Annotated in this window: 23 protein-coding genes; 13 read left to right on the forward strand and 10 right to left on the reverse strand. The window is 34.9% G+C overall.

The features are described from left to right. The first annotated feature begins 146 nt into the window (after positions 1-146). Complete coding sequence (locus QE429_RS11745; RefSeq protein WP_264760442.1) at positions 147-281, forward strand: hypothetical protein; 135 nt, start codon at positions 147-149, stop codon at positions 279-281. A gap of 80 nt (positions 282-361) precedes the next feature. Here QE429_RS11745 and QE429_RS11750 read toward each other — a convergent pair whose 3' ends face one another. Next, on the reverse strand, positions 362-964 hold the full coding sequence (locus tag QE429_RS11750; RefSeq protein ID WP_307287172.1) for an SCO family protein: 603 nt from the start codon (positions 962-964) through the stop codon (positions 362-364). A gap of 185 nt (positions 965-1,149) precedes the next feature. Here QE429_RS11750 and QE429_RS11755 point away from each other — a divergent pair, with 185 nt between their 5' ends. The 3 genes from QE429_RS11755 (at position 1,150) to QE429_RS11765 (ending at position 4,516) form a co-directional block, all read left to right on the forward strand. Further along, the gene (locus QE429_RS11755) at positions 1,150-1,539 is read left to right on the forward strand and encodes a CidA/LrgA family protein (RefSeq protein ID WP_307287173.1); all 390 of its coding nucleotides are present in this window, start codon (positions 1,150-1,152) and stop codon (positions 1,537-1,539) included. Beyond that, on the forward strand, positions 1,526-2,203 hold the full coding sequence (locus QE429_RS11760) for an LrgB family protein (RefSeq protein WP_307287174.1): 678 nt from the start codon (positions 1,526-1,528) through the stop codon (positions 2,201-2,203). The genes QE429_RS11755 and QE429_RS11760 overlap by 14 nt, the downstream gene beginning before the upstream one ends. A 387-nt stretch (positions 2,204-2,590) precedes the next feature. Further along, positions 2,591-4,516 carry an endonuclease MutS2 gene (locus QE429_RS11765; protein ID WP_307287175.1) on the forward strand — a complete coding sequence of 642 codons (1,926 nt, stop codon included), beginning with the start codon at positions 2,591-2,593 and terminating at the stop codon, positions 4,514-4,516. Positions 4,517-4,557: 41 nt separating this feature from the next. Here the strand turns inward: QE429_RS11765 and QE429_RS11770 are convergent, their stop codons facing one another. Together QE429_RS11770 and QE429_RS11775 are read right to left on the reverse strand one after the other, a co-directional pair. Next, on the reverse strand, positions 4,558-4,728 hold the full coding sequence (locus QE429_RS11770) for a XapX domain-containing protein (protein WP_307287176.1): 171 nt from the start codon (positions 4,726-4,728) through the stop codon (positions 4,558-4,560). 283 nt (positions 4,729-5,011) lie between these two features. Then, the gene (locus tag QE429_RS11775; protein ID WP_307287177.1) at positions 5,012-5,158 is read right to left on the reverse strand and encodes a hypothetical protein; all 147 of its coding nucleotides are present in this window, start codon (positions 5,156-5,158) and stop codon (positions 5,012-5,014) included. Between the two features lie 85 nt (positions 5,159-5,243). Here QE429_RS11775 and QE429_RS11780 point away from each other — a divergent pair, with 85 nt between their 5' ends. Then, entirely contained in the window at positions 5,244-5,429 is a 186-nt protein-coding gene (locus tag QE429_RS11780) for a cold-inducible protein YdjO-related protein (RefSeq protein ID WP_307290788.1), read from the forward strand. Between the two features lie 44 nt (positions 5,430-5,473). On the opposite strand, the gene QE429_RS11785 is transcribed toward QE429_RS11780, so the two are convergent. From QE429_RS11785 to yhfH, 3 genes are all read right to left on the reverse strand, one after another. Beyond that, the gene (locus tag QE429_RS11785; protein ID WP_307287178.1) at positions 5,474-5,725 is read right to left on the reverse strand and encodes a transcriptional regulator SplA domain-containing protein; all 252 of its coding nucleotides are present in this window, start codon (positions 5,723-5,725) and stop codon (positions 5,474-5,476) included. A 15-nt stretch (positions 5,726-5,740) separates the two neighbouring features. Then, the gene (locus QE429_RS11790) at positions 5,741-5,905 is read right to left on the reverse strand and encodes a hypothetical protein (protein ID WP_307287179.1); all 165 of its coding nucleotides are present in this window, start codon (positions 5,903-5,905) and stop codon (positions 5,741-5,743) included. A gap of 116 nt (positions 5,906-6,021) precedes the next feature. Further along, a complete protein-coding gene (yhfH, locus tag QE429_RS11795) occupies positions 6,022-6,156 on the reverse strand; it encodes a protein YhfH (RefSeq protein ID WP_307287180.1) in 135 nt (44 codons plus the stop codon). A 239-nt stretch (positions 6,157-6,395) separates the two neighbouring features. On the opposite strand from yhfH, the gene QE429_RS11800 reads away from it, so the two are divergent. The 3 genes from QE429_RS11800 to QE429_RS11815 all read left to right on the forward strand — a co-directional run bounded on the left by QE429_RS11800 (position 6,396) and on the right by QE429_RS11815 (position 11,822). After that, entirely contained in the window at positions 6,396-8,549 is a 2,154-nt protein-coding gene (locus QE429_RS11800) for a PAS domain S-box protein (RefSeq protein WP_307287181.1), read from the forward strand. A gap of 93 nt (positions 8,550-8,642) precedes the next feature. Further along, positions 8,643-10,751 carry a formate dehydrogenase subunit alpha gene (gene fdhF / locus QE429_RS11805; RefSeq protein ID WP_373463191.1) on the forward strand — a complete coding sequence of 703 codons (2,109 nt, stop codon included), beginning with the start codon at positions 8,643-8,645 and terminating at the stop codon, positions 10,749-10,751. A gap of 246 nt (positions 10,752-10,997) precedes the next feature. Then, positions 10,998-11,822: a LysM peptidoglycan-binding and 3D domain-containing protein gene (locus QE429_RS11815; protein WP_307287182.1), complete on the forward strand. Its 825-nt coding sequence runs from the start codon at positions 10,998-11,000 to the stop codon at positions 11,820-11,822. 17 nt (positions 11,823-11,839) lie between these two features. Here QE429_RS11815 and QE429_RS11820 read toward each other — a convergent pair whose 3' ends face one another. Together QE429_RS11820 and QE429_RS11825 are read right to left on the reverse strand one after the other, a co-directional pair. Then, positions 11,840-13,144 (reverse strand): NarK family nitrate/nitrite MFS transporter, encoded by a 1,305-nt coding sequence (locus tag QE429_RS11820; RefSeq protein ID WP_307287183.1) that lies wholly within the window; start codon positions 13,142-13,144, stop codon positions 11,840-11,842. Between the two features lie 227 nt (positions 13,145-13,371). Continuing rightward, a complete protein-coding gene (locus QE429_RS11825; RefSeq protein ID WP_307287184.1) occupies positions 13,372-14,862 on the reverse strand; it encodes a nitrate/nitrite transporter in 1,491 nt (496 codons plus the stop codon). Positions 14,863-15,150: 288 nt separating this feature from the next. Here QE429_RS11825 and QE429_RS11830 point away from each other — a divergent pair, with 288 nt between their 5' ends. The 3 genes from QE429_RS11830 to QE429_RS11840 all read left to right on the forward strand — a co-directional run bounded on the left by QE429_RS11830 (position 15,151) and on the right by QE429_RS11840 (position 17,812). After that, positions 15,151-15,804 carry a potassium channel family protein gene (locus QE429_RS11830; protein WP_307287185.1) on the forward strand — a complete coding sequence of 218 codons (654 nt, stop codon included), beginning with the start codon at positions 15,151-15,153 and terminating at the stop codon, positions 15,802-15,804. Between the two features lie 131 nt (positions 15,805-15,935). Beyond that, the gene (gene sigX, locus QE429_RS11835; RefSeq protein ID WP_307287186.1) at positions 15,936-16,484 is read left to right on the forward strand and encodes an RNA polymerase sigma factor SigX; all 549 of its coding nucleotides are present in this window, start codon (positions 15,936-15,938) and stop codon (positions 16,482-16,484) included. 179 nt (positions 16,485-16,663) lie between these two features. After that, a complete protein-coding gene (locus tag QE429_RS11840) occupies positions 16,664-17,812 on the forward strand; it encodes an acyl-CoA dehydrogenase family protein (protein WP_373463192.1) in 1,149 nt (382 codons plus the stop codon). Positions 17,813-17,856: 44 nt separating this feature from the next. Here QE429_RS11840 and QE429_RS11845 read toward each other — a convergent pair whose 3' ends face one another. Both QE429_RS11845 and QE429_RS11850 read right to left on the reverse strand, forming a co-directional pair. Then, complete coding sequence (locus tag QE429_RS11845; protein WP_307287187.1) at positions 17,857-18,036, reverse strand: H-type small acid-soluble spore protein; 180 nt, start codon at positions 18,034-18,036, stop codon at positions 17,857-17,859. 88 nt (positions 18,037-18,124) lie between these two features. Then, entirely contained in the window at positions 18,125-18,313 is a 189-nt protein-coding gene (locus QE429_RS11850; protein ID WP_307287188.1) for a hypothetical protein, read from the reverse strand. A gap of 484 nt (positions 18,314-18,797) precedes the next feature. On the opposite strand from QE429_RS11850, the gene ltaS reads away from it, so the two are divergent. Together ltaS and QE429_RS11860 are read left to right on the forward strand one after the other, a co-directional pair. Further along, positions 18,798-20,756 (forward strand): lipoteichoic acid synthase, encoded by a 1,959-nt coding sequence (ltaS, locus tag QE429_RS11855; RefSeq protein ID WP_373463193.1) that lies wholly within the window; start codon positions 18,798-18,800, stop codon positions 20,754-20,756. Between the two features lie 116 nt (positions 20,757-20,872). Next, a complete protein-coding gene (locus QE429_RS11860) occupies positions 20,873-21,385 on the forward strand; it encodes an HD domain-containing protein (RefSeq protein WP_307287189.1) in 513 nt (170 codons plus the stop codon). The last annotated feature ends 34 nt before the right edge of the window (positions 21,386-21,419 follow it).

Here is a 21,419-nt window from a genome sequence, read left to right on the forward strand (position 1 = left end):
AATTATACCATTAAAAAAGGTGAAGAGCGAATTCTTTCATTCACCGGTTAGAATGAAAAATTTTCTAAAAAAATTTTTCTTTTTCACACTTTATTCATAATTTTGTTGTAGAATTGGATTAAGAAGTATTAAAGAAGGTGAGAAGTATGGCAAAAAAACAGCTTACTGAACTCGTAAATAAATTAAAAAAGGCTGGAATCAAAGCGAGTTTAACAAAACCGAAGTCCAATTACCTTTTATCTTTACAGCAAATTAAAAAATATCCTTCATCTGTGAATTAAATAGGAAAAATTAGAACTAAAAAGCGATTAATCCTAGGGACTAACCGCTTTTTTTTATTGATTAAAACAAAGAAAAAATTTTAATAAAGCTTATCCATAATTGTTTCATATACATCTTTTTTATTAAAGTCATTTCCCATAGGAAACTTTGCGATGAATTTATTATCTTGATTGACTAAGTAAGTAAAGGTTGAATGGACAAATTGACCATTCCCTGGGTCTTTATATTGAAATTGTAATGCATCCGTCACCTTTTGAATTTCTTTCTGGTCCTCTTTTATTCTTTGTTTCTCACCAGTTAAAAATATCCATTGGTTATCATTGTCAATCCCAAAGCCTTTCATATATTCTTGTAAAATTTGTGGTGTGTCACGGTATGGATCAATGGTAATGGTGACAAATTCAATCTCTTTTCCGTAAATTCCGCTTTTTTCTAAATCCTTCTTCAAGGCCACCATCTTTTGTGTAGTGGTAGGACAAATGTCTGGACAATGAGTATAGATAAATTCAATTAGTTTAAGTTTGGTTGGATCCTTCCCAAAGGTATAGGTTTTGCCATTTTGATTAATCAAACTAACTTCTGCTGGTATTGTCGCATTTGCGTCTCGAATTAGAAAATAGGAAATTCCTGCCGCAATCCCTAAAAATATTGCAAGACCACAAATGAGATAGATTTTTTTCATAACTATCCCTCCTAACAATAAGATAAAGAAGATTGTTGAAAAAAGATATGGATAATTTGTGAACAAAAGCTTATGCCCTTAAACGAATAATCATTTATACTTTAATATGATTAGGGACTTTAACATCGTATATTATTGACAACTAAGAGTATGGGTTAAATAGTAGAGGATAGGTGTTAGTCGTGATGAAACAAGTATTAAATTTTGTCATACAAATGGGGATTTTGATTGTAATTTATCAGCTCGGAAATCTTATAGTCAGATTATTTCATCTGCCTATCCCTGGTAATGTGGTAGGGATTGTTATACTTTTCTTCCTACTTTGGTTAGGTATTATTAAGGTTGAACAAATAGAAACAGCAGCCGGCTGGCTGTTAAAACATCTTGGTTTCTTTTTTATTCCCATTTCAATTGGATTAATGACATTGGGGAGCACTCTAGTAAAGAATGGATTACCATTACTCCTTGTACTTAGTGTAAGTGCTTTTGTTGGGCTAATATCAGCTGGAAAAGCTACGCAAGTGGTCATATTAAAAAATGAGAAGGATCAAGTGAGCCATCATGATCACGCTTAATAATATTCTTATAACCATTTCTGTCTATTATTTAGCTAGAATACTTGCGAAAAAATGCCCGATGCCCCTGACTAATCCTGTTTTTCTAAGTACTGTTATTATTATTGGGTTATTAGTTGCTTCTAAGCAATCTTATAATGATTATCTTCCAGCAAAAAACATCTTAACATATTTACTTGGACCAGCAACAGTTGCTCTTGCACTTCCAATATATAGAAATCGTCAATTATTTACTAAATATTTTATTGCCGCTTTTATAGGCATATCCGTTGGTACTATATCAACGATCTGTTCTGCTATTTTACTAGCACGTTTACTTGACTTATCAGAGATGTTTATAAGAGCGTTGACAGTAAAATCTGTAACAGTACCCGTAGCAACTGAAATAGGAAGGATTATTAAAGGGAATGTGCCACTAATTGCCGCTTTTGTTATTATTACCGGAATGATTGGAGCTATGTTTGGTGCTAAAGTCTTAAATATTTTTAAAATCAACCATCCTTTTGCTCGTGGCCTGTCAATTGGAACAATTGCTCATGGTATAGGAACAGCAGAAGCAGTGAAAGAAGGGGAGATACAAGGTGCTGTATCAGGTGCAGCTATGGGAATCGCAGCTGTATTAACCTCTTTAATTATTCCGTATATTATTGATTTAATCATCTGAAAATTCATCTTATTGACAAATAATTGCATTTATTATATTCTTTTAGAAGAAATTAACTTTTTTCTTAAAAAAGGAGTATGTTTTATGTTAGGTGTCGTTCTTAACTAATCCAATCAATAGGATACACTCATTCTATTTTAACCATTGTTACCTTTTCTTTTTAAGTATTATTTAAAGGTTTATTTAAGTGTGGTTATGGAGTGAAGTTAAGAACAATGGGCAAACATAAGCATACATTCTTTTGCCAATGTAGGCTGTGTACACTCGTGTAGACAGTTTTTATTTTGGTTAAATTTTAGTATGTAAAATAAGTAAAGTCTTTACTTTTTACTTAGCCGCAATGACATTGTTCATTGCGGCTATTTTTATTTTTAGGAGGTTACTCAGTTGAACCAACATACTTTTCAGGTATTAGAATTTGAGAAAATAAAGAGTTGTATAGCAGACTTTGCGTTAACAAAAGAAGGGAAAGGAAAAATTGAGTGCCTGACACCCTCGACCAATCAAAAACAAATTGAAGCCTGGCTAGATGAAGTGTCTGAAGCAGTTGAAATATTAAAGAAGAGCGCAAGTGTTCCTGTGCATGGTTTAGAAGGTATGGAACTGCTAATCAATAACATGAACAAAGGAGTAGTATTAAGAACCGACCAGTTATTGAAGCTTTATGACTTTTTGGACTGCTGTGGTAAGATGCGCAGGTATATGAAGGATAAGGAGTACTATGCTCCGAGAGTGTCAGCTTACGTAGAGGGGATTGAGGAACTTCCTGAACTCGCCAGTGAGATCATCCGTTGTGTCCGTAATGGAAGAGTGGATGATTACGCAAGTAAAGAGTTATTAAAGGTAAGAAAGCAGATTACCATCCATGAAGAGCGATTAAAGGAGAAAACTTTACAGCTAATTCGGTCAAATAAGTACAAATCCTACTTGCAAGAGAGTGTCGTTAGCCAGAGGAGTGGAAGATATGTTATTCCAATTAAAAAGGAGTTTAGAAATAAACTAAAAGGTACTGTATTAGACACGTCTGCTTCAGGTTCCACGCTTTTTATTGAGCCAGAGGAAATTGCCGTTTACCAGGACCAGTTAACGTGGTTATTGTCAGATGAAGAAGTAGAGGTCCAAAAGGTTCTAAGTTATTTGACAGGGTTGGTAGAAGAAAAGGAGCAGCAAATTCTTATTGCAATTGAGACTATGGTTCATTATGATTTTTTGTTTGCAAAAGCTAAGTATTGTAGGTCTATAGGTGGAATGAAGGTTGGAATTAACGTTTCGGAGAATATTGAATTGATTCATGCTAGACATCCACTATTGGGTGAAAAGGCAGTTCCGTTGTCGTTCAAACTGGATAAGGGAAAGCAAGCATTAGTTATTACCGGTCCAAACACAGGAGGAAAAACAGTCGCAATAAAAACAGTCGGCCTTTTGACGTTAATGGTTCAATGTGGTCTTCATATTCCAGCATCACAAGAGAGCAATATTTGTATTTTCGAACGTATTTTAGTTGATATTGGCGATGGGCAAAGTATTGCAGATAATTTAAGCACGTTTAGTTCAAGAATTGTAAATATCATTGATATTTTAAAGGAAACAAACAATCGATCATTAGTCCTTTTAGATGAACTTGGTTCAGGAACAGATCCGGGAGAAGGGATGGGTCTTGCGACGGCTATCCTAGAAACCTTATATGAAAAAGGGGCGACTATCTTCGCAACCACCCATTATAGTGAAATTAAAGTTTTTGCCGAGAACCATCAAGGTTTTCTGAACGGATCGATGGAATTTGATTTAGCTACCTTAAGTCCGACCTATCGCCTTACTATAGGAAGGGGAGGAGAAAGCCAGGCGTTTGCTATTGCCTTAAAACTTGGCATTCATCCTAAGATTATTGAAAGAGCACATATAATTACCTATAAGGATGAAAAAGAGTATAAAACAGAAATCACAGATTCCTGGAAATTGAGAGAATTAGAAAAGCAAATAATTGTAAATAAACATGGTGCTGTAAAAAAGGCTCCAAAAACGGAGATTAACATTCCACTCTATCAACAAGGGGATAATGTAAGGCTCTCTCCATCTAATCAGTTTGGAATTATTTATAAAGGTCCAGACCAATATGGCAATTACCTTGTTCAGGTTAAAGGTGAAAAAGTGTCGATCAATCATAAAAGAATTGATTTATATATTCCAGCTAGTGAGTTATATCCTGAGGATTATGATTTTGATATTATCTTTCAATCAAAGGAAAACAGAAAGAAAAGTAAATTACTTTCAAAAGAACACCAAGAAAACATAACTATTGATTACATTGAATAAGCAAATGAGGCTAACTCCTAGCGAGTCAGCCTCATTTTAAATTATTTTGTAAAATTCTGTATAATCCAATCAACGACTACGCCTCCGAAATAAACACCAAATACACCTAATACAGCAGAAAATACGGGAGGAGCTGGTAGTGGAAGCTTTAAAAAGCGAAACAATATGCCGACCGACATTCCTGCAATCAAACTCAAGACTAACTCTTTCATATACTTCCCTCATCACCTAGTATTATTGAACTTCGATAGCTCATTTTCTAAGTATGGGTTATTTTCTTTTTCTTATTCCGCAAATTCACCAGTTCAGAATTCCTATAGAATATTTAGAGAAAAAACCAGAAAAAAGTATACATGATCAGTGGACATTGTTGTTTTAGTATTATTGAGCGTCATCATTTTTTCATGCTTGGTTAATACAGTCTGGTATACTGGTAGAGGAGTAGCATTTGAAAATAGGAAGAAAATTATTGGCTGACTCAATACTTGAGTCAGCTCAGTTCATTTTACTTTTTTGAAAATATTTTTTAGCAAGTATATTTTTCACTTCATTATAACTTAACCCTGATTGGCTGTTTAGACGTTTTACCTCTTCTATATCAGTGCCGACTATTGTATGTTGTTTCTGATTATGAGCATCCATGGTTTAGTCACTCCTTAAAATAGGGATATTTATGAAATGAAAAGGTACTTTTTTGTCCATACTATAAATAAAGGAGGCGGTCCCAATTTTTTACGGTAAAAGAGCAAAAGAAGAAGAGATTGAGACAATACTGGTAGATACTGAAATCTATTCCTGTATAGATGACTCATGCATTGGCTGGATGAGGAAAGATTTTGTTGCTGATGATTTGCTTTGTCCAATGTGCGGCAATGAAATGATTGAGCAAATGAGAGAGCTTCCAAAAATTTAAAAACCCTGATGGAAAAAAGACTGTCTCTGTGCTAGGACAGTCTTTTATTCATCAAATGAATCCAAGAAATGTTCATCATAAGCTTGTTGGGCTGCTTCTGATGTAGAAAACAAGGCATCATCATCTTCAATAACATGAAACGTTTCATTCAGAAATAAAGCAAGGGCATTAGGGTCTTTAGGATGCTGTACAATTTCTGCTGATTTAATGTTTGCAACAGTGGGAACATGTGGATTCCGGTAAATTACATAAACCTCATCCCCTGGTTTGGCATTATTCATATCAATCATACTCATATACATAACCCTCCTTTAAAGATTTTCATTCTGCTGGTGAATTTCATCACCAGTTAAGATGATGTTAGCTTCTTCTAAGTCGCTGTGTTTATCTACCGAATCTCCAGCTACATATTTTTTGGCGGGAATTACAGGATCATTATTTTTTGAAGCCGTAAAATAATTATCATTTTTAGTCATTGCCATCATCTCCTTACATAAAGCATTTGCCTTTAAAAAAAGATTATCCCTGCCTAATTATTTATTAAACGGAAACAAATAAAAAACTCTCCAAGGATTGGAGAGTTTTTTGTTGTCTATTCTTCTTTTTTTGCTAAGCAGTGGTCACATTCCATAAAATAACTTTCAGCTTGCTCTTCCATATGCTGACCACACTCTGAACATTCCTTCTTAGGTAAGTTGCGGAAAAATTCTACCGGACTCATTAACATTTTAAAACTCCTCCTTTATTAATACAGTTTATTAATTGCTTCCCTTGTTATAGTACAGTATAAACAAAAAATAAAAAAAAGTGTAGGCTTTTTTTAAAAAAATTGAAAATTTATAAAAAATGAGTCTTTTATCACACACAAGATTTATTGATGGTTCAACATTTAATGCTTCCATAACGTTATTGTTTACATTACAATCATAGTAGAAATAAAATGCAAAAATGGAGGGATGCTGGTTAATGAATGCAATGATTGGAACCTTTCATCCATATTTTATTATTATCGCCATTGGATTAACCATAATGGCATCATATACAGCTTTAGACATGTTTATCTTAAGCAGGTCATCTAGCCAAAATAAAAGGTTACTTTTTTTGGGTGGAACATTTTCCATGGGGATTGGCATTTGGATTATGAATTTTATAGGTCACATTTCTGCGGACACTAATAGATTTGCTAGCTATCATATTCCACTTACCATTCTCTCCATTATTATAGGAATTGCTTTTACAGGGATGGCCTTTCTTTCGTTTTATGGGAAAACGGTTGGATACCCCCATTTAATTGTAGGTAGTACTTTTTTAACGTTTGCTGTGCTTGCTGTTCATATCATTAGTTTGTATGCAATGAATGTAAGTATAGAATATAATCTCTTGTTATATCTGTTTTCGGTTATAGTAATATTCGCCTTGTTTTTCTTTTCATTTTGGATTCTATACTCGTCAAAAAGCTTTACCCAAGGTAATCAAGTTTGGTTAAAACCAATAAGTGCAATAATCATGTCAATTTCTATTGCTCAGGGGCATTTCCTTTTAAAGCGCGCATCTATTATCACTAATCAAGTAGTAAAAGGTGCGAATGCGGATAGTCCTTTTTTTATATATTTAGTATTATTTGTAGCTGTTTTGATTATTGGAGGTCTCATTGTATCAAGTGCATTAATTAGTAAGCAATTAGCAACATCAGATACGAATCTAAAGGACATTAAAGCAGCACTTGATGCTGCAGCCATCGTAGCTATTACAGATCCATACGGAACGATTATTTATGTTAATGATAAATTTGAAGAGATATCTAAATACAAAAAGGAAGAAATCCTAGGGAAAAATCACCGCATACTAAATTCAGGGTACCATTCTAAGGAATTCTTCAAAAGCTTATGGAAAACTATCCAATCAGGACAGATTTGGCGGGGGGAAATTCGTAACAAGGCAAAAGATGGCTCTTTTTATTGGGTGGATACCACGATTGTGCCGTTTTTAAATGCCAAGAGGAAACCAGTTCAGTATATTGCCATTCGATCGGATATTTCTAATAGAAAAAAAGCGGAGGACCATCTTAAAGAAACGATAAAGGAAATTAATGATATCAAATTTGCGCTAGACCAATCCTCTATTGTGGCTTTTACAGATGCGAGAGGAAAAATCACAAGTGTCAACGATAAGTTTTGTGAGATATCCAAATACAATCGTGAAGAGATTATTGGCCGAGACCATAATATTCTCAACTCCGGATACCATTCCAAGGAATTTTTTAAAAAGCTATGGAAGACTATTGGCGAAGGAGAAGTTTGGAAAGGTGAAATTAGGAATAAAGCAAAGGATGGGACTTATTATTGGGTAGATACCACTATTGTGCCTTTCTTGAATGATCAAGGAAAACCATATCAATACCTTGCGATTCGAAATGACATTACGGAGAGAAAGAGAACGGAAGAAGTACTTCATCGACAGGATAAGTTGGCTGCAGTTGGTCAATTGGCTGCAGGGGTTGCGCACGAGATTAGAAACCCACTTACTTCTATGAAAGGCTATGCTGAATTTTTACAACTGGATGAGAAAGATCCTGATAGAATGGAATTTTTAAATATTATTCTTGATGAAATTGAACGTGTGAATACGATTGTAGAGGATTTCATGGTGTTGGCAAAGCCAAAAGCAGTTGAACTTGAAGAAAAGAATGTTATTCCAGTTATAAAAAATGTAGTTTCTTTACTGGAGTTCGAAGCTAGAAAGAAAAATGTCCGCTTATCATTTGATTGTGAACATGAAATAATTCAAATTGAATGCGATGAAAATCGACTAAAGCAGGTGTTTTTAAATTTTATTAAAAATGGAATTGAAGCAATGCCAAATGGTGGAGATCTACAAGTAAGGACTGTCATTCAGGAAAATAATGTTCAAATTTCAATTCAAGACTCAGGTGTCGGAATATCGAAAGAAAAGTTAAAAAAATTAGGTGAGCCATTTTTTACTACTAAAAAGAATGGTAATGGCCTAGGTCTAATGGTGAGTTTTAAGATTATTGAAAGCCATAATGGAAAAGTATTTGTTGAAAGTGAACCGAATAAAGGAACAACTTTTAATATTTTATTACCAGCAAAAATTGCTTAAAAACGAGAGAAGCCTCTCGTTTTTTTTTTACCTGGGATTATTTCGAAAATTAGACATAACTTTTACAAAAAAGGAAGCTATAAAATGTTATAAATGGATTATTATGATTATATAGGTAATTATGTTTGCAGGGGAGGAAAGCGCGTGGGTGAACCAAATTTTGTTAAAACAATATGCGGTTATTGTGGTACCGGATGTGGCTTAGTTCTAGAAGTACAGGATAATCAAATAATGAAAATCCGTGGTGACAAAGATGCGCCTGTAAATAAAGGACAGACATGTGTTAAAGGTGCGTTTGCTTACAAATATGTTCATGCAAAAAACAGGTTAACAACTCCACTGATTCGAAAAGCAGGTAAGCTTGTGGATGCGACATGGGAAGAGGCCTACGAATATATTTCAAGTAACTTAAACCGAATCAAAACAACCTGGGGATCAAACGCCATTAGTATGTTTGCTTGTGCAAGAAGTACTAATGAATCTAATTTTATCACACAAAAATTTATGAGAACCGTTATTAATAGTAATAATATTGATGGGTGCAACCGAACGTGACATGCTCCTAGCGTTGCCGGTCTGGCAACAATTTTTGGAAGCGGTTTCCCTACAAACACATTAGAAGACTTTGATAAAGCAGAAGTATTACTTTTAATGGGTTCAAACACCACAGAAGCTCATCCTATTATTGCTAATCGAATGAAGAAAGCTGCAAAATCCGGACTTAAGATCATTGTGATTGACCCAAGGAAAATAGATATGGTTAAAGTAGCTCATCGACACTTACAAATAAATATTGGATCGGATATTGCTCTCATAAATGCATTGATTAGAGTGATTCTCAAAGAAAATCTATATAATCCAACGTTTATCGAACAGTTTACTATTGATTTTGAAAAATTAAAAAAACGGGTAGAACCTTATACACCTGAATATGTAGCACAAATAACAGGTTTAAAAGCAGATGATATTATAGAAACGGCCAGAGAATACGCAACAGCTAAAGGTTCAATGATTGCCTACACACTAGGTATTACAGAGCACCATTGTGGAGTAAATAATGTGTTTGATATTGCAAATTTAGCCTTATTAACAGGGAATATTGGTAAACAAGGTGCAGGGATTATGCCGCTTAGAGGTCAAAATAATGTCCAAGGGGCAGGGGATATGGGGTGTTTACCGAACCAATTGACTGGAGCATTGAGTTTGGCAAATGATGAGTTTAGGGCACGATTTGAGAAGGAGTGGAAAGTGGTCCTTAACCCACATGCTGGTGATACCCAGACACGAACTTTTGACAGGTTGGAGATGGGTGAAATAAAGGCTCTCTATATTATTGGAGAAAATCCAATCCTTGCAGATGTTCATATGAACCATACAAAGGAAATTTTTAAGAAGCTTGATTTATTAATTGTTCAAGATATTTTCATGACAGAAACAGCAAAATTAGCTGATGTCGTTTTACCAGCCCGGTCATGGGGAGAAGTAGATGGAACTTATACAAATACAGATAGAAGAATTCAACGGGTTAGAAAAGCTATTGAGGCACATCCTAACACGAAAGAAGACTGGGTAATTCTTTGTGAACTTTCTACATTAATGGGATATCCGATGCACTATAATAATAGTGTAGAAATCTGGGATGAGGTTAGGAAACTTGCTTGGGAAATGTACGGTGGAATTTCTTACGAAAGACTTGAAAAAGAGTATAGTCTTCATTATCCTTGTCCTGATATGTCGCATCCAGGTACATTCGTTATGCACGAACGTTTTCATCAAAATGATTCACAAGTGAAAAAGGCACCATTTGTTCCTGTCGATTATACAGCACCATTAGAATTGCCGGATAGTGACTATCCCTTTATGTTAACGACTGGCCGAAGATATGAGTCATATAATACACATACTCAAACACGGCATTACGCATCCGGTGTGAAAATAAAACAAACAGAAGAAACGGTTGATATTCATCCTGAAGATGCGAATGCACTAGGAATATGTGATGGAGAAGTAGTCCAGGTTCGTTCACGAAGAGGAGAACTTCAGGTGAAAGCGAAGATTACAGATCAAGTGGTTCCGGGTCTTGTATTCATGAGCTTCCACTGGAGTGAAACTCCCACAAATGTGTTAACTTTAAATGAATATGATCCAATTTCTGGAACAGCTGAATATAAAGCGTGTGCTGTTGCAATTTCTAGAATTTGAATAAGTAATATTATTGTATGATAGTGCAGGATCATTCCTACACTATTTTTTTTATTAAAATATGTATAAAAAGTACCAGAATAGGAAGTAATTTCATTGAATGCTATAATACAGCAATGCAGAAATGTTATTGTAATATAACTGCCATGCTTGTAAACGAATTAACATGCCTTTGTTCTTTGTTTCGTAAAAATTCATGTTAAGATGAATGAAAGTTAGCTGCGAAAGAACATGGGAGGTAAAAAAATGATAAAAAAGATGAAAACTTTTATTGCAGTTGTTGCACTCTCAGGAACTGTAGGTGCTAATGTACAAGCTGCAGAGTTAACAGTACAGAAAGGTGATACCCTATGGGATCTTTCTCGTGTACATCATACATCTGTAGAAAATATTCAAAAGTGGAATCACCTTTCTACTGACCTAATTCATCCAGGGGACGTATTAACTATTGCAACTGAAAAGAAATACACAGTGGTGAAGGATGATACGCTTTGGGATATTGCGAAAGAAAATCAAGTGTCAGTTACTATGATTAAAGAATGGAATAGTTTAAATACAGATCTCATCCATCCAGGGTTACAATTAGTAATCTATGATGAAGTAAATGATTTTTCTACTGGTAATATGGTTAAACCAACATCACCAACTATAACCTCAAAAGCATCTGAGGTTTCTCCTAAAGAGACTGTTGCACCAAACAGCGAGGAGCCAAAAGTAGAAGCAGCAACTAATGTTGAAAGCAAAACAGAAGTCCAACCTACATCGAAAGCGGAGGAAACTCCAAAAGAAATTACAGTTAAGGCAACTGCCTACACTGCTTCATGTGAAGGCTGCAGCGGAACTACGGCAACAGGACTTGATCTAAATGCAAACCCTAATGCTAAGGTTATTGCAGTTGACCCATCTGTCATTCCACTTGGAAGTAAGGTCGAAGTAGAAGGATATGGTGTAGCTATTGCATCTGATACTGGTGGAGCTATTAAAGGAAACCGGATTGACGTGTTTATCCCATCAGAGGAAAAAGCTCTTGAGTGGGGTAGAAAAGATATAAAGGTAAAAATATTGGATTAATAAAAAAACCTGCCAAACTAGGCAGGTTTTTGTTTTGTTACTATTTTATTTGCTATTGCTGTTCGTTGATAGAAGAACCAATTCAAGCCAAATGCTATACAATAAAACCCGATAAAGAAGTAGAATGCAGTAACTGGTGTACCAGTTGCTTTAACTGACCATCCAAATAGTTTCGGAATAAAGAAAGAACCGTACGCTGCAAACGCTGCAGAAAATCCAATTACAGGTGCTGCCTCTTTTGGTATAAAGATGGTAGGAATCATTTGGAAAGTTGATCCTGAACCAATCCCAGATGCAAGGAATAGAACTAAGAAAGCAGTTAGGAATCCGGTAAATTGTTTACCATTTAAGAAGTAAATAACACCTGCTGCTCCAATTCCCATAATAACTAATACATATGCTGTTACTTTAGCGCCGCCGAGTTTATCTGCTAACCAGCCTCCTACAGGTCTAGCAGCAGCTGCCACTAACGCCCCAAGAAAGGCTAATGAAATGTGCTCTGGAAATTGTGATTTTAATAATAATGGAAATGCAGCTGAATAACCGATAAATGATCCAAATGTTGCAACGTAAAGTGCTGTCATAATCCAAGTATGCTTTCGTTTAACTACCATAAATTGATCAGCTACAGATTGCTTTGCACCAGGTACATTATCCATTTTTAAAATGGCTAGCAGTGTCATTATAACAATTGGGATAACCCAGATGAATGCTGCGTTTTGTAACCAAACTTCCTGGCCAGTAGCCAATACCTGTTTATCACCAACAAGTGCAAAAGTTCCAGATGTAATAATTAGAGGTGTAATAAATTGTACTACGGATACCCCCATGTTTCCTAAACCACCGTTAATACCAAGCGCTGTTCCTTTTTCCTTTTTAGGAAAGAAAAAGCTGATGTTTGCTGATGATGAAGAAAAGTTTCCGCCACCTAGTCCGCAAAGTGCAGCTAGAAGGAGCATAATGGAAAATGGAGTATCGGGATTTTGAACTGCAAAACCTATTCCAATTGCAGGTATAGCTAAAATCGCTGTTGATATAACTGTCCAGTTTTTACCACCCATAGAACCAACAGCAAAAGTATAAACGAAACGGAGTGTAGCTCCAACTAAGCCGGGAATAGCAGCAAGTGTAAATAGTTGTTCCTCTGTAAAATGAAACCCAATATCGTTAAGTCTAACGGCAACCACTGACCATATTTGCCAAACAATGAAAGCAAGCATCAAAGATGGGACAGAAATCCATAAATTCCTTTTTGCGTGTTTTTTTCCTTCTTCGTTCCAAAACTTTTCGTCTTCTGGATTCCAATAAGTAATTCTTGCCATGTTATTTCCTCCTATATATGAATCGTATTTAAAGTTACTAATCTATAAATGTTCCTTGTGTAATTACTATAAGACAGATGGTAACATGATTTTTGTGACGTACGTCACAAAAATAGTGAAGGAACTGTGAACTCAGATTGTTTGACAAAAAGTTGTAATATTTATCTTTTAAAAACCTAAAAAAAGAGACCCTCATTAGTTGAAGATCTACTTTAAGCACCTGAAACCTATTCTTTTTCTTCGTTAAACATTCCAACGTAATTTTTTGTTTCACCTATATCATCTTTTATCGCTGTTATGGTTAACCATTCTTTATAAATCTCATTATTCCTGCGTTTATTCCATATATAACCCTCCCAAAATCCTTCTGATTTCAAGCGAGTCCACATTTGTCTATAAAATTCATTATCATGTTCTCCAGATTGAAGGACGCTCGGGGTTTTTCCTACTACTTCGTCCTCAGTATATCCTGTAATTCTGGTAAATGCCGGATTTATACTCTGAATAATCCCATTAACATCAGTGACGCAAATTCCGTCTACCGCATGGTTAACTATTTTTGCTGAAATATCTAATTTATCTTGATAGTAAAGCCAAACAACGATGACTAAACTAGCAAGTGAAAATTCAGAAAGTGACATAAAACCAATCGCATAGTGACCAGTCCAATTAAAAAGTATGGTAAGAATAATTGGGGGAAAAAAACCACCTAATCCTCCCATAGCAGCAACAATCCCGTTAACAATACCTGCCTGCTTTGAAAAATATAAGGGTACAAGCTTGAAAATGGCGCCATTTCCAATGCCTGCAAAGAAAGCTACTAGTAGACACCCAAAAGAATAAATAGGCAATGATGGTGTAAATGAAAGTAAAAATCCAGCAAAAGTTAAGCTGAAGAATACAGCCATAAGGATGAGAAAAGGGTTGATCTTATCACCAAGCCAGCCGCCAACTGGTCTAAAGAAGGTTGCAAGTGCAATGAAACCTGCTGTGCGCAAACCTGCATCTACTTTGTCTAATTCGAAATGATTAACTAAGAAGGTAGGTAAATATATGGTGAACGCTACAAAAGATCCAAAGGTAATAAAATAAAATAAACATAAAAACCAAAGTTTAGGGTTTTTATAAACATCTTTAACCTGGGTTGATAATGAGTTATTTACTTTCTTTTCCTTCCTGTCACCAAATAAAAAGTTTATCACTGCAAAGATTAACACTATGATTAGAAATATTTTAATAGTACTTCTCCATCCGAACATGTTAGCTAATACAGGTGCAGAAAACGAGGTTATAGCTGTCCCAATATTTCCTGCACCATAAATACCGTTTATAAATCCATGTTTTGTTTTTTCATAGTATTTAGGAAGAGATGTAACACCGATTGAAAATACAGCTCCTCCGATCCCAAGCATAAAACCGCCTAGAATTAACAGGAATAACGAATTCGCATAACTAATAATTGAAATGGGTAAAAGTAAAAGTAAGAAGCTAATAGTAAAAAGAATTCTTGCTCCATACCGATTTGTCCAATAACCAATCGGAACCCTTAGTAGGGATCCGAGAATAACAGGTACAGCTGTTGCCCAAGCAATTTCTGTGGATGATAAAGGTATATCTGCCTTAATAAAAGGCATCAGTGAAGAAATAAGCACCCAAACCATAAATCCCGCGACTAGACTACCCGTTTGAATAAAAAGCTGCTTTGATCCTTGATTCATTTTATCCCCCTTAACTCCCAATTCATTATTTTTTTTATTACCAGTAACCTCCAGTAATACTAACAAATAGTTTTGATTAAATTGGAAATTTTCTTCAGTATTATAGAACACTCTGCCAAATAATACTGTGAGGTACGACACAATTGGTGGAATTTTTATGAAGTTTTTTGTTGAAATAGATGTTGGTAAATACACAAATAGGATTGGAACTAAATATTTTATTCCTCCAAGGGCAAAAGTAGTATATATACCCATCTAAATTATGAAGATGTAAGGAGAATTTGAAAAATGGCAAATCAATACGCAGTTATTGGTTTAGGTAGATTTGGGCTTAGTATTGCCCAAAAGTTATTCGAATCTGGACAAGAAGTGTTAGGTGTTGATGTAAATGAAGAACGAGTGGAGGAATCCCATTCTTTCGTCACGCATGCTGTTATTGCGGATTCTACAGATTCAGAGGCATTAAAATCCATCGGGATAAGAAATTTTGATACAGTGGTAGTTGCAATTGGAAATGACATACAAGCCAGTATTCTCAGTGTTTTACTATTAAAGGAACTGGGTGTAAAAAAGGTAATTGCTAAAGCACTAAATAAGCTTCACGGTCAGGTATTAGACAAGGTAGGAGCTGATTGGGTTGTGTTTCCAGAGAGAGATATGGGCATCCGTGTTGCCCATCAGTTAATTTCTCCTAAAGTATTAAATTTTATAGAAATCTCGAAAAATTATAGTGTTGAGGAAGTGAAAATCCCCGACCGGATGAATGAAAAAACTTTAAGAGAACTTGATATTAGGGCAAAGTTTAATTTAAGTGTGATAGCTATCCGTCATGGAGATGAAATTAACATTTCGCCCTCACCAGATAAAGTCATAAATCACGGGGATGTATTGGTAGTAATAGGAGAGAACAGTGATTTGGAGAGATTTGCAAATATAGAGTAAACTTAATAACCGAAATGATGATTCGAATTAGGTATTTTATCAGTTATAATTGCCAAGTTTATAATTTTTTTTTATTGTTGTAACTTTTAATGGCTTTTTTTCGCCTTATGGATTGAAAGGAGGCGAATAATATGCCAGGTCAATTTGAGGAACTTTATGATAAATATCATCAGGATCTATTTTCATTTTTATATTATATGGTTAACAACCGTGAACAAGCAGAAGACCTTTTACAGGAAGTTTATATACGTATATTTAAATCCTATGGGACCTTTCGAGGGAAGAGCAGTGAAAAAACATGGTTATTCTCGATTGCCCGGCATGTTGCCATTGATTCCTTTCGAAAAAACTCTGGTTGGAAAAAAAGAATTATTAGTTCCTTTGACTGGAATAAAAATGAATTGAAGGATTCCTCTCCTCTGCCTGAGGAAATTTCACTTAAAAATGAGCAAATTAGTATGCTTTATACTTGTGTAGATAAATGTCCGATTGATTACAGAATGGTTTTAATATTGAGATATATCCATTCGATGTCAATTTCTGAAACTGCTAAAGCACTTGAGTGGTCTGAGAGTAAAGTAAAGACCACACAACATCGTGCGTTAAAAAAAGTAAAACAGTTAATGAATGAATTAACGATGGGGAAGGAGGACTATAGTGGGGAACAAAAAATTATTTAGAAAAAGCAAAGATGAAATTTAAGTGACATATTATGAGAGTATTAGATGTATTTTTGAAAGCATTCAACTATTTTGATTGCTTTTTTATTTTGCTTTTTATAGCAATCTAACAGGCTAATTGAGAATTATATGGTAATGTTATTATAAATCATTTTAGTTTTTAGGATGGAGGGAATGAAGTGGACTTTCAAACGAGTGGAACTATCGAACAGCGGATCGAATTCATGAGACAGCTATCAAAAACATTTTTAACAAGGGCGCATCAAGTGGATATTGATGGTAGTTTTCCATTTGAAAATATTCAGGATTTAAAAGATACGGGCTATACAACATTAACGTTACCTACGAAGTACGAAGGGAAGGGAATTTCTCTTTATGAACTGATCCGCCTTCAAGAATTAATAGCAGAAGGCGATGGTGCTACAGCGCTTTCTATTGGATGGCACATGGGAATTATCTTGAATCTTAGAGAAAAAAATTCATGGAATGAATCGATCTTAGATTTCCTTTTTGAAAATGTTAAAAAGGGTGCATTAATAAATAGTGCTGCAACAGAACCTAAAACAGGAAGTCCTACCCGTGGAGGTAGGCCAGAAACAATTGCAGAAAAAAAGGGCCGGAATTGGACAGTTAATGGTAGAAAAACATTTACAACTATGTCACCAGTTCTTGATTATTTCATAGTTTCTGCTTCCATTAAAGGCTCTGAAGAAATAGGGAATTTTCTAATTCCACGGAGCACAAATGGAGTAGAAATTGTAGAGACTTGGGACAGTATTTCACTTAGAGGTACTGCGAGTCATGATTTAATACTTAATAATGTTGTTCTTTCTGAAGAGTATCTTGTTGAAAAGGTAGTAATGGAAGGAAAAAAAGCGAACGGATGGCTTCTACATATCCCTGCATGTTATCTTGGAATTGCAAAGGCGGCTAAACGTTACGCTATTGAGTTTGCAAAAGAATACACACCAAATAGTATTAGTGGAGCAATTATAGAATTACCAAATGTTCAACAAAAGATAGGTGAGATGGAGCTTATGCTAATGCAAGCAGAGTATTTTCTATACGGAGTGGCAAAACAATGGGATCTATCATCTGAAGAGGAAAGAGTAAAAATGGGCCCAGCATTAGGTGCAGCTAAACTAACCGTTACAAATACGGCTATTTCAGTAGTTGATTTAGCTATGAGGGTTGTGGGTGCTAGAAGTCTTTCCATTAATAATCCGTTACAACGATATTATCGAGATGTTAGAGCCGGTATTCACAATCCGCCTATGGATGATGTAACTATCCAGATGCTTGCAAAATTTAGTATAGTAAGCCATTAAAAAACCAGCCATTGGCTGGTTTTTCTATACTTTATGAGACATTCTTATCCTTCTACTAATTCCCCAATTTCTACAATCGTTCTTTCCTCAAGAGGCCCTCTTAAATGAACTGTGGCAGTTCTACCATCTTCGTTAAGTTGATCAATCCAAACTGAAGCACCATTATATTTAACTTCAATATCTGCTGAGGAGGATAAAATTTGTTTCACTCGGTTAATATTCATACATTACGCTCCTAAATTGTATTTTTATTTTTTGTAACTGCTTCCTTCTATTATAAATAGTGAAAACTGGGTACTAAATAATAAGTTATTAATTGTAATATGGGTAGTCAATTTGAATGCCATTTATTGTCCCGGGTTCATCTACATCTTCTAGACTGGCAAGGTAATTTTCTAGTTCCAACTGCAATCCTTTTGGAGCCCCTGGTTTAAAGTGCCAATTACCAGGCTCATCCACAAAATAAGGACTTTTTGTAAACTCAGGTCTAATTCTGGGCATTTAAACACTCCCTTTAGAAATTCTTTGAAATGATATTATTTTATTTAGAGCTACTACAAGGAACAAAGGTTTGAAAAAGATAAGTCTAAATTCATATTGCCTGCACAACCGTTCGAGGTTTATTATATGTAGAAATGATTCCTCTTACTCGTACAAACATTTAATAAGAAGAAGTAAAAAGGATCTGTTTTAAGGAAAAGTTAAAAAAAGTGAAACCAATAGCATTTTCATTCGTCTTATAATGATGAGTATGAAAAAGAGTCATGTCCAACAGGAGACTAACATAAAGATAAAAAGGTGGAACCGAAGGAACCGACAGACAGAGACCTAAAAATGTCGAAAATATAAAAATAATGATGTAAAATTTTGCGTTAAATAATACATATAATGGCATAATTTATGTTTTTATTTTTATAGAAAGTATGATATAGTAATTGAGGTTCGTTTACCGGAGCTTAATTGGTAAGTGAGAGGAGAGAGAGAAATGAATAAAATAAGACTGCCTTTAAAAGTTAAACAAAACCATGTTACTTTTTTTGCTATTGCAGTAGTATTATTTTGGATTAAAACATATGCAGCTTATCAAATTGAATTTAACTTAGGAATTGATAATAGCCTTCAAAAGTTTTTATTACTGATAAATCCATTGAGTTCTGCACTTTTCTTCTTTGGGATTGCTCTTTTATTTAAGAAAAGGACAAAGCTTGTCATGATTATCACTAACTTCCTTTTGTCCTTCTTATTATACGCTAATATTGCCTATTATCGCTTTTTTAATGATTTCATCACAGTGCCTGTACTTATGCAAACGAAGACGAATGCTGGGCAGCTTGGTGATAGTGCGCTATCATTAATGTCCCCATTTGATATTTTTTATTTCACGGACATGTTTATATTGATTGCACTTGCATTAACAGTTTTTAAGAAGGTAACAGTTTCCAACCGTAAGTCATTTAAAATTGTCCTTTTATTTTCGATCACTACCTTCTTATTTAACCTAGGTTTAGCAGAAAAAGATCGTCCACAATTACTTACGCGTTCTTTTGACCGTAACTATTTAGTGAAGTATTTAGGTGCATACAACTTTACGATTTATGACGTGATTCAAAATATTAAATCATCATCTCAGCGTGCGCTAGCAGATAGTAGTGATATTACTGAGGTGGAGAATTATCGAAAAGCAAACTATGCAGCTCCAAATCCAGAATATTTTGGCAAAGCAAAAGGAATGAATGTCATTTATATCTCAATGGAATCGTTCCAAAGCTTTATGATTGATTACAAAATGCCTGACGGTCAAGAAGTAACACCGTTCTTAAACTCTTTAGCACATGATAACAATACTTTCTATTTTGAGAATTTCTATCATCAAACAGGTCAGGGGAAAACTTCTGATGCTGAATTCTTAATGGAAAACTCTTTATATCCAATGGCTCAAGGAGCAGTCTTTGTAAATAAGGCACAAAACACATTCCAAGCAGCACCGGCTATTTTAAAAGGTTACGGGTATAATTCCGCTGTATTCCATGGTAATTACAAGACATTCTGGAATCGAAATGTAATGTATAAAGCATTAGGGTATGATCAATTTTTCGATGCAGAGTATTACAGTATGTCAGAAGAAAATACAAAAAACTACGGCATGAAAGATAAGCCTTTCTTTAAGGAATCTATGCCGATTCTTAAAAGTTTGAAACAACCATTTTATACAAAGTTTATTTCATTATCTAACCATTTCCCATTTGAAATGGACCCAGAAGACACAGATTTCCCTGCTGGGGATTACGGAGATACAGTTGTTAACCAATATTTCCAATCTGCACACTACATGGACCAATCATTTGAGCAGTTTTTCAATGATTTAAAAGCATCAGGTTTATATGATAACACTGTTATTGTGATGTATGGAGATCACTATGGTATTTCTGAGAATCATAATGATGCAATGGCAAAAGTACTTGGAGTTGACGAAATCACTCCAGCAATTAATGCAAAATTACAGCGTGTACCATTGTTCATCCATGTCCCAGGTGTTAAGGGTGGAGTTCAAAAGCAAATTGGTGGAGAAGTTGATGTACGTCCAACCCTATTACATTTATTGGGTATAGACACTAAGGATTATATGGAATTTGGTTCAGATCTTCTATCGAAGGACCACCGAAATTGGGCCACTTTTAGAAATGGAGACTTTGTTTCATCAGATGCAATTCAAATCAACGAAAAATGTTATTCATATGACACTGCTGAACTTCTAGATAACAACGATGCATGTAAGGACATTAGTGAAAAAGTGAATACTGAACTTCAAATGTCTGATGAAATTGTTTATAAAGATCTTTTACGTTTCTATAAGCCGCAGGGCTACACATCCATAAATCCAAATGATTACGAATATTTAGGTCCAAAGGGAAATAAATCGGAAAAAACATCTGAAAGTAATTAATGTAGAGAGAGAAGAGCTATTCTTCTCTCTCTTTTTTTATTAAATTAACTAACAATTCTTGCGTATCATATAATAAATAAAATATACTATATTGCAAAAGTAAGGAGGGATCGCATGTGAGAGACGTCACTTTATTAAATATATTTAACCATCATATCGCACAAAAGTATTTGAATCGTTCAGGACTTGCCCATGCGATTGCTGTTGCCTACCATGCTTTTCATTTAGCAAAGGAGCATCATCAGGATGTAGATATTGCCGTAAAAGCTGGGCTTCTTCATGATATGGGACATTACACTTGGTATAAAAATGGAAAATGGGATTATGATTTATATAAACAAAATGATATCCATGCCATCAAGGGAGCTGAGAGGGCTCATAAGCTTTTGATCAGACTTGGCGAAAATCCTATTAAAGCAAAAGCCATTTCGCTTGCAATCTTATTCCATACCGACTCCTTTTTACCTTCAAACGATATTGTAAGAACACCGCTACAGCAAATTGTAAAATGGGCAGATGAAAAAGATGAAGAAGAGGGTGGTCTTCATCACTACCGTACAATTAATTATGAACGAGCTAAACAAAGTATCATCCGCTTAGATGAAATGATTGATAAGGAATACAAATAAAAAAGAGGCTGTTCTCATTTAAGAGTTCAGCCTC

This window comes from Bacillus sp. SORGH_AS_0510 (assembly GCF_030818775.1).
GTDB lineage: Bacteria > Bacillota > Bacilli > Bacillales > Cytobacillaceae > Neobacillus.

Excerpts from the sequence above, each read along its gene's own strand:
- QE429_RS11745 (WP_264760442.1), top strand. The coding sequence starts at position 147 with ATGGCAAAAAAACAGCTTACTGAACTCGTAAATAAATTAAAAAAGGCT.
- QE429_RS11750 (WP_307287172.1), bottom strand. The coding sequence starts at position 964 with ATGAAAAAAATCTATCTCATTTGTGGTCTTGCAATATTTTTAGGGATT.
- QE429_RS11755 (WP_307287173.1), top strand. The coding sequence starts at position 1,150 with ATGAAACAAGTATTAAATTTTGTCATACAAATGGGGATTTTGATTGTA.
- QE429_RS11760 (WP_307287174.1), top strand. The coding sequence starts at position 1,526 with ATGATCACGCTTAATAATATTCTTATAACCATTTCTGTCTATTATTTA.
- QE429_RS11770 (WP_307287176.1), bottom strand. The coding sequence starts at position 4,728 with ATGAAAGAGTTAGTCTTGAGTTTGATTGCAGGAATGTCGGTCGGCATA.
- QE429_RS11775 (WP_307287177.1), bottom strand. The coding sequence starts at position 5,158 with ATGGATGCTCATAATCAGAAACAACATACAATAGTCGGCACTGATATA.
- QE429_RS11785 (WP_307287178.1), bottom strand. The coding sequence starts at position 5,725 with ATGAGTATGATTGATATGAATAATGCCAAACCAGGGGATGAGGTTTAT.
- QE429_RS11790 (WP_307287179.1), bottom strand. The coding sequence starts at position 5,905 with ATGACTAAAAATGATAATTATTTTACGGCTTCAAAAAATAATGATCCT.
- yhfH (WP_307287180.1), bottom strand. The coding sequence starts at position 6,156 with ATGTTAATGAGTCCGGTAGAATTTTTCCGCAACTTACCTAAGAAGGAA.
- QE429_RS11800 (WP_307287181.1), top strand. The coding sequence starts at position 6,396 with ATGAATGCAATGATTGGAACCTTTCATCCATATTTTATTATTATCGCC.
- QE429_RS11815 (WP_307287182.1), top strand. The coding sequence starts at position 10,998 with ATGATAAAAAAGATGAAAACTTTTATTGCAGTTGTTGCACTCTCAGGA.
- QE429_RS11820 (WP_307287183.1), bottom strand. The coding sequence starts at position 13,144 with ATGGCAAGAATTACTTATTGGAATCCAGAAGACGAAAAGTTTTGGAAC.
- QE429_RS11825 (WP_307287184.1), bottom strand. The coding sequence starts at position 14,862 with ATGAATCAAGGATCAAAGCAGCTTTTTATTCAAACGGGTAGTCTAGTC.
- QE429_RS11830 (WP_307287185.1), top strand. The coding sequence starts at position 15,151 with ATGGCAAATCAATACGCAGTTATTGGTTTAGGTAGATTTGGGCTTAGT.
- sigX (WP_307287186.1), top strand. The coding sequence starts at position 15,936 with ATGCCAGGTCAATTTGAGGAACTTTATGATAAATATCATCAGGATCTA.
- QE429_RS11845 (WP_307287187.1), bottom strand. The coding sequence starts at position 18,036 with ATGAATATTAACCGAGTGAAACAAATTTTATCCTCCTCAGCAGATATT.
- QE429_RS11850 (WP_307287188.1), bottom strand. The coding sequence starts at position 18,313 with ATGCCCAGAATTAGACCTGAGTTTACAAAAAGTCCTTATTTTGTGGAT.
- ltaS (WP_373463193.1), top strand. The coding sequence starts at position 18,798 with ATGAATAAAATAAGACTGCCTTTAAAAGTTAAACAAAACCATGTTACT.